Here is a 14,625-nt window from a genome sequence, read left to right on the forward strand (position 1 = left end):
GGCGGTGGAGGGGCGGGGGTCAAGGGTGAAGCGAAGCGAAATCGCCAACGGCGACGCGAGGGAGGAACGACCGAGCGCCCTTGACGCCCGACCCGCAGCCGCCACCATCAAGACCAGGAGGGCGGCCCTTTGTCGAACCCACCAACCTGGCCAGTCTCGGGACTGGTGCCACGTCGAACCCGTGGGTCTGGCCAGTCTCGGGACTGGTGCCACGTCGAACCCGTGGGTCTGGCCAGTCTCGGGACCGGGCCCACGCCCGCCATGCCGACCCGGCCATTCCCCTGACCGGCCCCACGTTCACCACGCCGACCGGGTGAAGTTCCGGGACAGGCGCACCGCGCTGAAGAAGAGAGCGCCCGCGTGCCCGGGTCCCTCACCTCACGACAGCGACGCGCTGCCGGCCTGAGCCGGCAGCGCGTCCGCTGTCGTGAGAGGCAGATCAGCGTCTGCGGCTCGGGCCGGACCAACGGTTGCCTATCCCCGCGATGTGCAGGGCGAGCAGAGCCAGTCCGATCAGCATGATGTTGCTGGATGTGAAGACGTCGTTGGTCGAGATGTCCGCGGCGTTGATGAGGAACGCGATGAAAAACAGCACGGCTGCTGCAATGCCAAGCATGAGCTTCTCCCTCGAATCGGTGAAACCCTTGTGCCCCGCGCGAGCCGCTCAAGACCTGTCGGCAGCCAATGAATTCGGCCCAGCGTGCCGCCGCCGGGGAACGGGTCCGGACAGCGACAACGGCTACAGCAGAGGCCGCAGCGTTTCGGCGGCTGCGCATGTCGTGCACAGCCTCGTACCTGGTTGCCGGACCACGGTCAGCGCCTGCTCGAGGTCGAGGATGTCGCCGTCGTCCGCGTCCTTGCAGTCGTGGACGTGCACCACGTTCCATCCTGGACGGCCCCGCTCACGTGGGAGCCTCTGGGTCCTCCACGCCTCCGCCTCCACGCCGGGCGCGGCGGTGTGCGCCGGCTCCAGCCCTTGCACCGGCGTATTGGCGGTCGGCTGCAGCTCTTGCGTCGGCACGTCCTCATAGGGGACGCCCTCCAGCAGCCGAACACAGTCGGCGGGCACCCAGAGCACGTGCTGGGCGGGTTCCACCCACCCGTCCTCCGTCGCCTGCCATGCCGGCAGGCCGACCTTGTACATCCACGCCCGCTGCGTCCGCAGCCGTGCGTGCAGCAGGCCGCCGAGCTCCTGACCGTCCGGAAGAATCACGAGAACCGGCGAAACGCAGTCCGTACTCATCTGCCACCACCAAAAGAAGATGCCTCTGTCGGCGAGCCCGGCCGGCCGCGCCCTGCCCTTGATGCCTCGTTTGCTCCGGCTTCGGATCCTCAACCCCGACGGGGCGCTGGGCGGGCGGCGGAACGGGCTGCGTTCCCATGCGTGGCCCGGTCCGTGTCCGTGGTCCGGGTGTGTGGTGTTGGGGGCTCCGGGGCTCGTATCCGGACTGCTTTCCCGGGCTTGCCCCGCTCAAGACTTACGACGCCTTACGTCCCGGACACGACCCCTGCGCGTCCCCTGCCCGGCCATATGACCCGGGCCGGCCAATCCCTGATCGTGCGACGCGCGCACCCGCGCTACCCAGGGGGCTGTGTCCCTCCCTCGGAACGGTCACCGTCCCGCGGTTGCCCACCGGCGTGAGGGCGCCGTGGTCTCCGACCCGAAACCGGACAGGCGTCCCCCGGGACGCACACCGCGCCCGAGTACGCAGAGCGCATGACTGAGGGCCCGGATGCCGATGCATCCGGGCCCTCAGTCATGCCATGTGCGTGGCGCCTACGGCAGCTGCGCCGCCCGTGCCTCGCGGCTCTCGCGACGGTTGTCGCGGAACGTGTTCACCCGGCGCGCCGTGGCGAACAGCGGGATCACCGCCCCCAGCACGACCTGCAGCGCGCAGCCCGTCTGGAGCAGCAGCTGCCCGCCCGGAGCGTCGAAGGCCCACGCCGCCAGCAGGCCCATCGCCGAGACGATCCAGCCGAGCATCGCCACCGCGAGGACACCCCGCGGCTTGGGGTACTCGACCCGGCTCACCATCAGCCACGCCGTGCCGATGATCGCCAGCAGCGTCGGGATGAACGGCAGCTCGAGCAGCACGATCGAGACCACGGTCAGCGCTCCGAAGGGGCTCGGCATGCCCTGGAACATGCCGTCCTTCATCGTCACGCACGAGAATCTCGCGAGCCGTAGCACCACCGCCAGCAGCACCACGATCGCGGCCACCGCCGATACCCGTTGGTGGGCGTCGTCCGCGACCATGCCGTAGACGAGCACGAAGTACGCCGGCGCCAGTCCGAAGCTGATCAGGTCGGAGAGGTTGTCCAGCTCCGCCCCCATCGGGGAGCTGCGCAGCTTGCGGGCGACCAGACCGTCACAGAGGTCGAAGATCGCCGCGAGCAGCATCAGGATCACGGCGGTGGCGGCGCTGTGCCGCGCCATGCCGCTCTCCTGGCTGCCCTGGAGGTGCGGGATGAGGATTCCGGTGGTGGTGAAGTACACCGCCATGAATCCGCACGTCGCGTTACCGAGCGTGAGGGTGTCCGCTATCGACAGCCGCAGAGAGAGCGGCATCTCCTCCGCGTCGTCCTCTTCCTCGGCCTCGGCCACCCAGTTCGCCTGTGTGTCGGGATCAATCACGGTCAATGCGAGTCACCCCCGCAGTCGTGGTCTGACCGACCTCGACAGCGACGTCGACACCTTCCGGAAGGTAGATGTCAACGCGCGATCCGAAGCGGATCAGACCGATGCGATCGCCCTGCTCGACCTTCGTCCCCTGTGGGATGTAGGGAACGATACGCCTCGCGACCGCGCCGGCGATCTGCACCATCTCGATGTCGCCGAGCTCGGTGTCGAAGTGCCAGACAACGCGCTCGTTGTTCTCGCTCTCCTTGTTGAACGCCGGGACGAAGCCGCCGGGGATGTGCTCGACCGACGTCACCGTGCCGGCCAGCGGCGCCCGGTTGACGTGGACGTTCAGCGGGCTCATGAAGATCGCGACGCGGGTACGTCCGTCCTTCCACGGCATGATGCTCTGCACCACGCCGTCGGCGGGCGAGATGACCCGCCCCGGTGCGATCTCACGCTCGGGGTCGCGGAAGAACCACAGCATGCCCGCCGCGAGCGCGGTGGTGGGCACGGCGATCGCCGCGGCACGCCGGGAACGGCGCGCACGGACAAGGCTGAGTGCAGCGGTGGCGACGGTCGGCAGAAGCCACGGCGATGCTCCGCGCGCGAGGCGTACGCCGACGAGGCTGTCGCGTGGTGCAGAGGTTTGGCTGTGGGGCATGGATGACCTTCGTAGCGGATGATGCCGCGCTGGCAACGGGGGACGGCGGCTTTCCAGCGATGTTATCGGGTGCGAGCCGTAACTGGGAAAGCCAGAAGTCGAGTCGGCGGCCGGAAGAGGATAACAGGGTGTGATCCTCTTCGCGGCCGAACCGACTGAAAAGAGACAATCACCCCTGGAGCCGGTACTCCTCGAGCAGCCGACGACCAATGATCATTTTCTGGATCTCGGCGGTACCTTCACCGATCAACAGCATCGGAGCCTCACGGTAGAGGCGCTCGATCTCGTACTCCTTGGAGAAGCCGTAGCCGCCGTGGATCCGGAAGGCGTCCTCGACGACTTCCTTGCAGTACTCGGAGGCGAGGTACTTCGCCATCCCTGCCTCCAGGTCGTTTCGCTCCCCGGAGTCCTTTTTGCGTGCCGCGTTCACCATCATGGCATGGGCGGCCTCGACCTTGGTGGCCATCTCGGCCAGTTTGAACTGAATGGCCTGGTGCTGGGCGATCGCCTTGCCGAAGGTGTGGCGCTGCTGGGCGTAGGAGACGCCCAGCTCGAACGCACGCTGTGCGACACCGCAGCCACGTGCCGCGACGTTCACGCGGCCGACCTCGACGCCGTCCATCATTTGGTAAAACCCTCGACCGGTGACCCCGCCGAGTACCCGATTGGCCGGAATGCGCAGTCCGTCCATGATGAGCTCGGTCGTGTCGACGCCCTTGTAGCCCATCTTGTCGATCTTCCCGGGGATGGTGAGGCCGGGACGGACCTCGCCGAAGCCGGGCTCCTTCTCGACCAGGAAGGTCGTCATCGACTTATGGGGGGCCGTGCCCTCGGGGTGTCCTTCGTCACTTCGGACGAGAACCGCGACCAGAGTCGACGTGCCGCCGTTCGTCAGCCACATCTTCTGGCCGTTGAGGACGTACTCGTCGCCGTCCTTCACCGCCTTGGACGTGATCGCCGACACGTCCGAGCCGAGACCCGGCTCGGACATCGAGAAGGCGCCACGCACCTCGCCCGCCGCCATACGGGGCAGGAAGTACTCCTTCTGCTCCTGCGTGCCGTGCTGCTTGAGCATGTACGCCACAATGAAGTGGGTGTTGATGATCCCCGAGACGGACATCCAGCCACGGGCGATCTCCTCGACGCACAGCGCGTACGTGAGCAGGGACTCTCCCAGGCCCCCGTACTCCTCGGGAATCATCAGGCCGAAGAGCCCGAGCTCCTTGAGGCCGTCGACGATCTGCTGCGGGTACTCGTCGCGGTGCTCCAGCTCGGTCGCGACCGGGATGATCTCCTTGTCGACAAAGTCCCTGACGGTCGACAGGATCTCCTGCTGGATGTCGTTCAGACCTGCGGTCTGGGCGAGTCGGGCCATGGCTACTTCTCCGCCTTCTTCGAGGGCTCGATCAGCTCAGGGCGGCCGGGCTGCTCGCCGCCGCGCTCCTTGATGTACGTCTCGGTGGGGACCATCACCTTGCGGCGGAACACGCACACGAGCGTGCCGTCCTGCTTGTAGCCCTTGGTCTCGACGTAGACGATCCCGCGGTCGCTCTTCGACCTGGACGGGGTCTTGTCCAGCACCGTCGTCTCGCCGTAGATCGTGTCGCCGTGGAAGGTCGGCGCCACGTGCCGCAGCGACTCGATCTCCAGGTTGGCGATGGCCTTGCCGGAGACGTCCGGGACGGACATGCCGAGCAGCAGCGAGTAGATGTAGTTCCCGACGACGACGTTCTTTCCGAAGTCCGTCGTGCTCTCCGCATAGTTGGTGTCCATGTGGAGCGGGTGGTGGTTCATGGTGAGCAGACAGAAGAGGTGGTCGTCGTACTCGGTGACCGTCTTCCCGGGCCAGTGCTTGTAGACAGCGCCGACCTCGAACTCCTCATAGGTGCGTCCGAACTGCATGGTGCTCAGGCCTCCGGGGCTTCGAACTTGGAGGTACGGGTCATGCCGGCGGCGCGGCCCTTGCCGGAGATGACCAGGGCCATCTTGCGGCTGGCCTCGTCGATCATCTCGTCGCCGAGCATCGCGGAGCCCTTCTTGCCGCCTGCCTCGGAGGTGAAGTACTCGTACGCGTCGAGGATGAGCTCGGCGTGGTCGTAGTCCTCCTGGGAGGGCGAGAAGATCTCGTTGGCCGCCTCGACCTGGCCGGGGTGCAGGACCCACTTGCCGTCGAAGCCGAGGGCCGCGGCACGCTGGGCGACCGCCTTGTAGCCTTCGACGTTCTTGATCTGCAGGTAGGGGCCGTCGATCGCCTGGAGGTTGTGCGTGCGGGCCGCCATCAGGATGCGCATCAGGATGTAGTGGTACGCGTCCGCCGGGTAGCCGGGCGGCTGCTCGCCGACGACCAGCGACTTCATGTTGATCGACGCCATGAAGTCGGCCGGGCCGAAGATGATCGTCTCGACACGCGGGGAGGCGGCCGCGATCTCGTCGACGTTCACCAGGCCCTTGGCGTTCTCGATCTGCGCCTCGATGCCGATCTTGCCGACCTCGAAGCCCATCGTCTTCTCGATCTGGGTGAGCAGCAGGTCGAGGGCGACGATCTGCTGGGCGTCCTGGACCTTCGGCAGCATGATGCAGTCGAGGTTCTGGCCGGCACCCTCGACGACCGTGACGACGTCGCGGTACGTCCAATGGGTGGTCCAGTCGTTGACCCGCACGACACGCGTCTTGCCGGTCCAGTCGCCCTCGTTCAGGAACTTCACGATGGTGTGCCGGGCGTCCGGCTTGGCGAGCGGCGCGCAGGCGTCCTCGAGGTCCAGGAAGACCTGGTCGGCCGGCAGACCCTGGGCCTTCTCCAGGAAGCGCGGGTTCGAGCCGGGTACGGCCAGGCAGGAACGGCGCGGGCGAAGGCGGTTCACCGGGTGGACAGGCGTGGTCATGCGGGGACCTCCAGAGGGTCGAGCTTGTTCGCTTTCCGGATCTCGTCGACGATACGGCCGATGATCTCGGTGATGCCGAAGTCCTTCGGTGTGAATACGGCGGCGACACCGGCCGCCTTCAGATCGGCGGCGTCGGCGTTCGGGATGATGCCACCCACGATCACGGGAATGTCGGCCGCACCGGCCTCGCGCAGCCGCTCCAGTACGTCGGGCACCAGCTCGGCGTGCGAGCCGGACAGGATCGACAGGCCCACACAGTGCACGTCCTCCGCGAGTGCGGCGCTGACGATCTGCTCCGGCGTGAGCCGGATGCCCTGGTAGACCACCTCGAAGCCCGCGTCACGGGCCCGTACGGCGATCTGCTCGGCGCCGTTGGAGTGCCCATCCAGACCGGGCTTGCCGACCAGCAGCCGCAGCCGGCCCGCGCCGAGCTCGTCGGCGGTGCGGGCAACCTTCTCCCGTACGACCGCGAGCGGGGTGCCGGCCTCCGCCGTCACCGCGACCGGCGCGGACGAGACGCCCGTCGGTGCGCGGAACTCGCCGAAGACGTCGCGCAGCGCCCAGGACCACTCGCCGGTGGTGACACCCGCGCGGGCGCATTCGACGGTGGCGGCCATCAGGTTCTCGGAACCCGCGGCGGCCTTCTTCAGGGCAGCCAGCGCCTCGGCCGCGCGGGCCTCGTCGCGATCGGCGCGCCACTCGTGGAGCTTGGCGACGACACGCGCTTCGTTCGCCGGGTCGACCGTCATGATCGCCGTGTCGAGGTCCGCGGTGAGCGGGTTGTCCTCGGTGGTCTCGTAGATGTTGACGCCGACGATCTTCTCCTGGCCGCCCTCGATCCGCGCCCGCCGCTCGGCGTGCGACGACACCAGCTGCGACTTGAGATAACCGGACTCGACGGCCGCCATGGCGCCGCCCATCTCCTGGATCCGGTCGATCTCGGCGAGGCACTCGGCGACCAGGGACTCGACCTTGGCCTCGATGACGTGCGAGCCCTCGAAGATGTCCTCGTACTCCAGCAGGTCCGACTCGTGCGCCAGTACCTGCTGGATGCGCAGCGACCACTGCTGGTCCCAGGGCCGGGGCAGGCCCAGCGCCTCGTTCCATGCCGGCAGCTGCACGGCACGCGCACGGGCGTCCTTCGACAGCGTGACTGCCAGCATCTCGAGGACGATGCGCTGGACGTTGTTCTCCGGCTGCGCCTCGGTCAGACCGAGCGAGTTGACCTGGACGCCGTAGCGGAAACGGCGCTGCTTGTCGTTCTCGATGCCGTAGCGCTCCCGCGTGACCTTGTCCCAGATGCGGCCGAAGGCGCGCATCTTGCACATTTCCTCGATGAAGCGGACGCCCGCGTTCACGAAGAAGGAGATACGGGCGACGACGTCGCCGAACTTCTCGGCGGGCACCTGGCCGGAGTCGCGGACCGCGTCCAGCACGGCTATCGCGGTGGACATCGCGTACGCGATCTCCTGGACCGGCGTGGCCCCCGCCTCCTGCAGGTGGTAGCTGCAGATGTTGATCGGGTTCCACTTGGGGATGTTGGCCACCGTGTACGTGATCATGTCGGTGGTCAGGCGCAGCGAAGGACCGGGCGGGAAGACATGCGTCCCGCGCGACAGGTACTCCTTGACGATGTCGTTCTGCGTCGTCCCCTGGAGCTTGGTGATGTCCGCGCCCTGTTCCTCGGCGACCACCTGGTACAGCGCCAGCAGCCACATGGCCGTGGCGTTGATGGTCATCGAGGTGTTCATCTGCTCCAGGGGGATGTCCTGGAACAGCCGGCGCATGTCACCGAGGTGCGAGACCGGGACCCCGACGCGGCCCACCTCGCCCCGGGCAAGGATGTGGTCGGGGTCGTAGCCGGTCTGCGTCGGCAGGTCGAACGCGACCGACAGGCCGGTCTGGCCCTTGGCGAGGTTGCGCCGGTACAGCTCGTTGGACGCCTCGGCCGTGGAGTGGCCGGCGTACGTCCGCATGAGCCACGGCCGGTCCTTCTGGCGCTCTGTCATCTAACGGACCTCTGACTCAGATGTTCCGGAAGCGGTTGATGGCGTCGAGGTGCTGGGCGCGCAGTTCTTCGTTGCGCACGCCGAGGCCCTCGCCGGGAGCGAGCGCGAGCACGCCGACCTTGCCCTGGTGCAGGTTGCGGTGCACGTCGTAGGCGGCCTGGCCGGTCTCCTCCAGGGAGTACACCTTGGAGAGAGTGGGGTGGATCTTGCCCTTGGCGATCAGGCGGTTGGCCTCCCACGCCTCGCGGTAGTTCGCGAAGTGCGAGCCGATGATCCGCTTCAGCGACATCCACAGGTAGCGGTTGTCGTACTCGTGGTTGTAGCCCGACGTCGAGGCGCAGGTGACGATCGTGCCGCCCTTGCGGGTCACGTACACGGAGGCGCCGAAGGTCTCGCGGCCCGGGTGCTCGAAGACGATGTCGACGTCCTCGCCGCCGGTGAGCTCGCGGATGCGCTTGCCGAAGCGCTTCCACTCCTTCGGGTCCTGGGTGTGCTCGTCCTTCCAGAACTTGTAGCCCTCGGCGTTGCGGTCGATGATCGCCTCGGCGCCCATCGCGCGGCAGATGTCCGCCTTCTGGTCGCTGGAGACGACACAGATGGGGTTGGCGCCGCCGGCCAGCGCGAACTGGGTGGCGTAGCTGCCGAGTCCGCCGCTCGCACCCCAGATCAGGACGTTGTCGCCCTGCTTCATGCCGGCGCCGTTGCGGGAGACCAGCTGGCGGTACGCGGTGGAGTTGACCAGGCCCGGTGCCGCCGCCTCCTCCCAGCTGAGGTGGTCCGGCTTCGGCATCAGCTGGTTGGACTTGACGAGCGCGATCTCGGCGAGGCCGCCGAAGTTGGTCTCGAAGCCCCAGATGCGCTGCTCGGGGTCGAGCATCGTGTCGTTGTGGCCGTCCGAGGACTCCAGCTCGACGGAGAGGCAGTGCGCGACGACCTCGTCGCCGGGCTTCCAGGCGTTGACGCCCGGGCCCGTGCGCAGCACGACGCCCGCGAGGTCGGAGCCGATGATGTGGTACGGCAGATCGTGGCGCTTGGTGAGCTCGGAGAGCTTTCCGTAGCGCTCGAGGAAGCCGAAGGTCGACAGCGGCTCGAAGATCGAGGTCCACACGGAGTTGTAGTTGACCGAGCTGGCCATGACGGCCACCAGGGCCTCACCGGGGCCGAGCTCGGGAAGCGGCACGTCATCCAGGTGGATGGACTTGCGGGGGTCCTTCTCCCGGGTCTCGAGGCCGGCGAACATCTCCGTTTCGTCCTTGTGCACGGTGATCGCGCGGTACGACTCGGGGAGCGGCAGAGCGGCGAAGTCGGCGGACTTGGCGTCCTGCGACTGAATCGCGTCCAGGATTTCCTTCACGGTGTTGCCTCCAGGGGGTCCCCCCGGCCGGAGTCCGGGGGACAAGCGCTTTTGCGAACGCTGAGGGGTACGTCGGGTTCTTGCTGTGGAGGTGTGCCGTCGGTTCGGCGGGTCGTGCGGTGGGCGCCGGTGGGCGCCGGTGGAGAAGCCTGTGACGCAGGCGTCCGGGCGCGCAGCCGCGAATGGGTTGCGGGGACAGCCGGCGTACGAATGGTCTCTGCACGCCGGCCGCCCGGACAACATCAACGTATGGCACCCCGTGCCAGGTCGCAAGACACTGCGTGCCAAGAATTTCTCTCAGTTGTCATCTTGCGGGTACGCCTGAGCAACAACGGCCGCCCCCACACGGGGCGGCCGTCGCTGTAGGTGTGTGCTCATGTGCGGAAAGTCCGCGGCGGGAGGGCCGAGGAGCGCCGGACGGATGCCGCCATTCGGGTGACAGGAGGGGTGGGTGTCACCCGTCCTTGAGTGCCCTCTCGATCGTGCGCATGACCTCGCTCAGCGGGGCGTCCGTACGGGCCACGGCCACCAGGACCTCGCCGTGCGTGTGCGCCTGGGCCACGGCCCCCTCGCCCGGAGTGGCCGCATCGCCGGCCTGTGGGACCGTCCGGGAGCGGCCGGCCCCGATCCCCGTACCGAACGTGTCGCGGACGATCGCGAACGCGTGGTCCAGCTGGGTCTCCACATCGCCCTGTCCGCCGGCCCGCAGCCAGCGGCGCAGTACATGGTTGTGCGCGGTGACGACCGCGGACGCGGCCACCTCCGCCAGCAGCGGGTCGTCATTGCCGTCGTGGTGGTCGCGCTCGTCGAAATGGCCCAGCAGATAGCGCGTGAAAAGCCGCTCGTAGCGGGCCACCGAGGCGATCTCCCGCTCTCGCAGGGTCGGCACCTCACGGGTCAGCCGGTAACGCTCGACCGACACCGACGGAGAGGCCGCGTACATGCGCATGACCTCCTTGATGCCCCGGCACACGGTGTCCAGCGGGTGCTCATGGGCGGGCGCCGCGTTCAGCACCGCCTCGGCCCGCACCAGGGTGTCGTCGTGGTCCGGGAAGATCGCCTCTTCCTTGGAACGGAAGTGCCGGAAGAACGTCCGTCGCGCCACACCCGCCGCGGCGGCGATCTCGTCGACGGTCGTCGCCTCGTACCCCTTGGTCGCGAACAACTCCATGGCCGCCGCGGCCAGTTCACGCCGCATTTTCAGACGCTGTGCGGCTGCGCGGGAGCCTGCGGCACTTTCCGGGGCGTCGGGCGCAGCGCCTGCGCGGGTGGACCGTCGGGTGGGTTCAGCAGGCTGGGGCATGAGCTGAACGTACTGCATTCGTGCAGCCGGGCGCGCCTGCGGGTTCTCGGTCCCCGTGCCGGAGGCGGGGGGAGAACCGCCCGGATTGAGCAGTCCTCCCCAGCCCCCGTCGACATCAGCGCCGGGCATATTCGCGGAAGCCGCGTCCCGTCTTGCGGCCGAGGCAACCGGCGGCCACCAGGTGCTCCAGCAGTGGCGCCGGGGCGAGCCCCGGGTCGCGGAACTCGCTGTGCAGAACCTTCTCGATGGCCAGCGAGACATCGAGACCGACCACGTCGAGCAGTTCGAACGGGCCCATCGGGTAGCCGCCGCCCAGCTTCATCGCGGTGTCGATGTCGTCGAGGGACGCGTAGTGCTCCTCGACCATCTTGATCGCGTTGTTCAGGTACGGGAAGAGCAGCGCGTTCACGATGAAGCCCGCGCGGTCGCCGCAGTCCACCGGGTGCTTCCTGATCTTCTTGGTGACCTCGCGCACGGTGGCGTGGACGTCGTCCGCGGTCAGGACCGTACGCACGATCTCGACCAGCTTCATGGCCGGCGCGGGGTTGAAGAAGTGCATACCGATCACGTCCTGCGGCCGCGAGGTGGCGCGGGCGCAGGCGACGACGGGCAGCGAGGACGTCGTGGTGGCGAGCACCGCGCCCTGCTTGCAGACCTTGTCCAGCGTGGCGAACAGCTGCTGCTTGATCTCCAGGTCCTCTGCCACGGCCTCCACGGCCAGGTCGACCTCGGCGAAGGCGTCCAGCGAGCCGGCCGGGGTGACGCGGGCAAGCGTCTCGTCCCGGGCCTCGGCCGTCATCCGGCCCTTGTCGACCGAGCGGGCGAGGGACTTGGCGATGCGGGCCTTGGCGACCTCCGCCTTCTCCAGGCTGCGCGCGGCGAGCACGACGTCGTAGCCGGCCTTGGCGAAGACCTCGGCGATGCCGCTGGCCATGGTGCCGGAGCCGGCCACGCCGACCGAGCTGATCTCGCGGCCCGCGCCCGCGCCGGCGGACGGCTGCGGGGTCAGGGCGTCCGCCTCGAGCACGGAGGTGCCGGGGGCGGCGTAGGTGTAGAAACCGCGGCCCGCCTTGCGGCCGGTCAGGCCCGCCTCGCTGAGCTGCTTGAGGATCGGGGCCGGAGCGTGCAGCCGGTCGCCGGACTCGGAGTACATGGCCTCGAGGACCGTACGCGCGGTGTCGATGCCGATCAGGTCCAGCAGGGCGAGCGGGCCCATCGGCAGACCGCAGCCGAGCTTCATCGCGGCGTCGATGTCCTCGCGGGAGGCGTAGCGGGCCTCGTACATCGCGGCGGCCTGGTTCAGGTAGCCGAAGAGCAGCCCGTCCGCGATGAAACCGGGGCGGTCGCCGACCTTGACGGGCTCCTTGCCGAGCTCGCGGGCGAGCGCGGTGACGGCCTCGACGGCCTTCGGCGAGGTCAGCACGGAGGAGACGACCTCGACCAGCTTCATCGCCGGGGCCGGGTTGAAGAAGTGCAGGCCGAGCACGCGCTCCGAGTGGGCCGACTCGGCGGCCAGCCGGGTCACCGACAGGGCGTTGGTACCGGTGGCGATGATGGTGTCCGGGCGCACGACGCCGTCCAGCTCACGGACCACCTGCTGCTTGGCCTCGTACGACTCGGGCACGACCTCGATCACGAGGTCGGCGTCGGCCGCGGCCTGCAGATCGGAGAAGGTGCGGAAGCGGGCGAGGGTGTTGCTGCGCTCCTCCTCCGTGATCCGCTCGCGCTCCACAGCGCGGGCGGTGGAGGCCTCGAGCGCGACAACGGCCTGGCGGGCGGCGGCGTCGCTGATGTCGATGCCGATGACTTCACGGCCGGCGCCGGCGAGGACCTCGGCGATGCCGGTGCCCATGGTGCCGAGACCGATGACGGCAATGGTGTTCAGAGGGATGTCCATCACGGGACTCCAGGGATGAGTGACGACTGATGAGGAGCGCGGACGGGCCGGTGCGCACAAAACGGCTGCCACCAGGGCGGAGTCGCCGAAAAGGCGGCCTGCCCGAGGGGCGTGCTGCTGAGGGTGTGCGCACGGCGCGCGGAAATCGCGTGTCGTGGTGCTGGGCCGACGGACTCTGTCCCAAGTCGCGCCGCACATCGTGCAGTAGTGAACTGCCGAACCGACTTCTCCCGGGCCTGGCGGCCAGAGAGGTGCCCCCACCGGCGGCTGCGTCACCAGGCCGCCGTGAGGTGTGCGGGGGTTACCCGCTCACTTGAGATTAACTCGCCAGTAACGAGCGCGCCATACCTGTGGCCGAGCGGGCCTGTGTGATCTGGATCGCCGACAAACCGGCGGCAGATCGCCGATATCCTCACGTCCATGGACGAGGAGTTGACGACCATGGACGAGGAGTTACGGTCGCTCGCACACCGGCTGCGGGACGAGGCGGGCGGCGGGGCGGCATACGAGCGCCTGCTGGTCACCGAGGACCGCGAGGAACTCGTCGCGGTCCTCACCGAACACCGGCGCCCGCTGTGGGCCCGCGAGATCGCCGCCTTCCGGCTCGGCTGCGCCGGTGACCGGCGCGCCTTCGAATCCCTCGTCCTGCTGCTCAACCACCGCGACCCCGACCGCTGCGTCTCCGCCGCCCACGCCCTCGCCCGGCTCGCCGACCCCCGCACCCCGCGCGCCGCGGCGGCACTCGCCACCAACGAGCTGCGTGTCGCCTACGCCCTGACACCGGTGCGTCTGCTGACCCTGCTGCGCGCACCGGAATCCGTACCGGCACTGATCACCGTGCTCGCGCGCAGACTGGCCGCCCCGGGCGATCCGCACTGGCGGGTGGCGCTGGCCTGTGTCGAAGGCCTCGGCGCGATGGGCGACAAACGGGCGGGAGATGTTCTCAGCGCCGCGCGTACGCATCCCCGGCTCACGGCGGCGGCGGAGGCGGCGCTGGCTCGTCTCGCGTGAACCGGACGCGGCCGCGCGCTCCGGACCGGGAACCCCGGCCCGGAGCGCGCGGCTCCCCCGATATGCCCGTCGGGTGTCGGATCGGGCGCGGCAGCCACGACCGTCCCTCGACGGGCGGTTGTGTGAAGTGCTTGTGCGCAGGACTCAGTTGAGCTTGGCGACGGCGATGCCCGCGGTCTTCTTGAAGCCGGCGACCGGAGCGCCGTCGAGATCGCCCAGCTGCCCCCACTCGACAACGGTGACGCTCCGGCCGTCGCGGCCGACCGAGTACAGGCTGATGTCGCTCGAGCCGGCCTCGGGGTCGGCGGTGTCGATGCTGTAGACGTGCGCGCCCTCCTCGACGTCGACCCTGCCGTGGTAGAAGGCCTCGCCCTCGAGGCTCGGGTACTGCTCCTTCAGCCGGTCGAGGCATCCTTCGACGGAGGCGCGGAGCTTGGCCGCGAGGGCCTTCGCCGCGGCGGTGCTGGGGGCGACCGTGGTCGTCTGGCGGGCTCCGGTGTCGAGCTCGGTCCTGAAATCGCGGTGGGAGCTGCCGGCCTTGGGCGCGATCCCTGCCGTGCATACCGAGCCGTCCGCAGGCAGGCCCCTGCGCACCGCGTCGGCCTGCCAGGGGGTGGAAGAGGCCGGCAGCTGCGACGCCGACAGGAACGTGCGCGGAGCGGGAGCGGCCGTGCCTGCGGCGGAAGCGGTCGTGGTGAGCGGGACGATCGTCATGCCGACGGCTGCGGCGGTCACGGCAGCGGCGCGAAGCGTGTTCATGGAAGGAATTCCCCCGTGTCGATGGCTTGCTGAACGATCACCAGCGTGGGCGGCCCGCACCGCCTGGGCAAGCACCGTGGGCCCTGGTGGGACGGTGGAACCATTCCACCCCTTTTGACGTGGGGT

The 14,625-nt window shown here is 68.7% G+C and carries 13 protein-coding genes; 1 reads left to right on the plus strand and 12 read right to left on the minus strand.

The features are described 5' to 3' along the window. Positions 1-439: 439 nt before the first annotated feature. The 11 genes from ACFYWI_RS15005 to ACFYWI_RS15055 form a co-directional block, all read right to left on the minus strand. A complete protein-coding gene (locus tag ACFYWI_RS15005) occupies positions 440-616 on the minus strand; it encodes a hypothetical protein (RefSeq protein ID WP_389230996.1) in 177 nt (58 codons plus the stop codon). A 123-nt stretch (positions 617-739) separates the two neighbouring features. Further along, positions 740-1,243, minus strand: coding sequence for a DUF6233 domain-containing protein (locus ACFYWI_RS15010; protein WP_389230999.1), 504 nt, complete (start codon positions 1,241-1,243; stop codon positions 740-742). A 534-nt stretch (positions 1,244-1,777) separates the two neighbouring features. Then, complete coding sequence (gene pssA / locus ACFYWI_RS15015) at positions 1,778-2,635, minus strand: CDP-diacylglycerol--serine O-phosphatidyltransferase (RefSeq protein WP_389231766.1); 858 nt, start codon at positions 2,633-2,635, stop codon at positions 1,778-1,780. After that, positions 2,628-3,284, minus strand: a complete 657-nt coding sequence (locus tag ACFYWI_RS15020) for a phosphatidylserine decarboxylase (protein ID WP_389231002.1) — start codon at positions 3,282-3,284, stop codon at positions 2,628-2,630. The genes pssA and ACFYWI_RS15020 overlap by 8 nt, the downstream gene beginning before the upstream one ends. A 169-nt stretch (positions 3,285-3,453) precedes the next feature. After that, positions 3,454-4,659, minus strand: a complete 1,206-nt coding sequence (locus ACFYWI_RS15025; RefSeq protein ID WP_389231005.1) for an acyl-CoA dehydrogenase family protein — start codon at positions 4,657-4,659, stop codon at positions 3,454-3,456. Between the two features lie 2 nt (positions 4,660-4,661). After that, on the minus strand, positions 4,662-5,186 hold the full coding sequence (locus ACFYWI_RS15030; RefSeq protein ID WP_389231008.1) for a MaoC family dehydratase: 525 nt from the start codon (positions 5,184-5,186) through the stop codon (positions 4,662-4,664). A 5-nt stretch (positions 5,187-5,191) separates the two neighbouring features. Continuing rightward, a complete protein-coding gene (locus ACFYWI_RS15035) occupies positions 5,192-6,166 on the minus strand; it encodes an HpcH/HpaI aldolase/citrate lyase family protein (protein ID WP_389231011.1) in 975 nt (324 codons plus the stop codon). After that, entirely contained in the window at positions 6,163-8,175 is a 2,013-nt protein-coding gene (locus ACFYWI_RS15040; protein WP_389231014.1) for a protein meaA, read from the minus strand. The genes ACFYWI_RS15035 and ACFYWI_RS15040 overlap by 4 nt, the downstream gene beginning before the upstream one ends. A 16-nt stretch (positions 8,176-8,191) precedes the next feature. Next, the gene (ccrA, locus tag ACFYWI_RS15045; RefSeq protein WP_389231017.1) at positions 8,192-9,529 is read right to left on the minus strand and encodes a crotonyl-CoA carboxylase/reductase; all 1,338 of its coding nucleotides are present in this window, start codon (positions 9,527-9,529) and stop codon (positions 8,192-8,194) included. A gap of 454 nt (positions 9,530-9,983) precedes the next feature. Beyond that, the gene (locus ACFYWI_RS15050; protein WP_389231020.1) at positions 9,984-10,850 is read right to left on the minus strand and encodes a TetR family transcriptional regulator; all 867 of its coding nucleotides are present in this window, start codon (positions 10,848-10,850) and stop codon (positions 9,984-9,986) included. Positions 10,851-10,947: 97 nt separating this feature from the next. Beyond that, positions 10,948-12,729, minus strand: a complete 1,782-nt coding sequence (locus ACFYWI_RS15055; RefSeq protein WP_389231023.1) for a 3-hydroxyacyl-CoA dehydrogenase family protein — start codon at positions 12,727-12,729, stop codon at positions 10,948-10,950. Positions 12,730-13,149: 420 nt separating this feature from the next. Between ACFYWI_RS15055 and ACFYWI_RS15060 the strand changes: the two genes are divergently transcribed. Beyond that, complete coding sequence (locus ACFYWI_RS15060; protein ID WP_389231027.1) at positions 13,150-13,740, plus strand: adenylosuccinate lyase; 591 nt, start codon at positions 13,150-13,152, stop codon at positions 13,738-13,740. A 144-nt stretch (positions 13,741-13,884) separates the two neighbouring features. Here the strand turns inward: ACFYWI_RS15060 and ACFYWI_RS15065 are convergent, their stop codons facing one another. Continuing rightward, positions 13,885-14,499, minus strand: coding sequence for a hypothetical protein (locus tag ACFYWI_RS15065; protein ID WP_389231030.1), 615 nt, complete (start codon positions 14,497-14,499; stop codon positions 13,885-13,887). Between the last annotated feature and the right edge of the window lie 126 nt (positions 14,500-14,625).

Origin of the sequence: Streptomyces sp. NPDC002889 (assembly GCF_042888425.1) — a bacterium.
Lineage (GTDB): Bacteria > Actinomycetota > Actinomycetes > Streptomycetales > Streptomycetaceae > Streptomyces.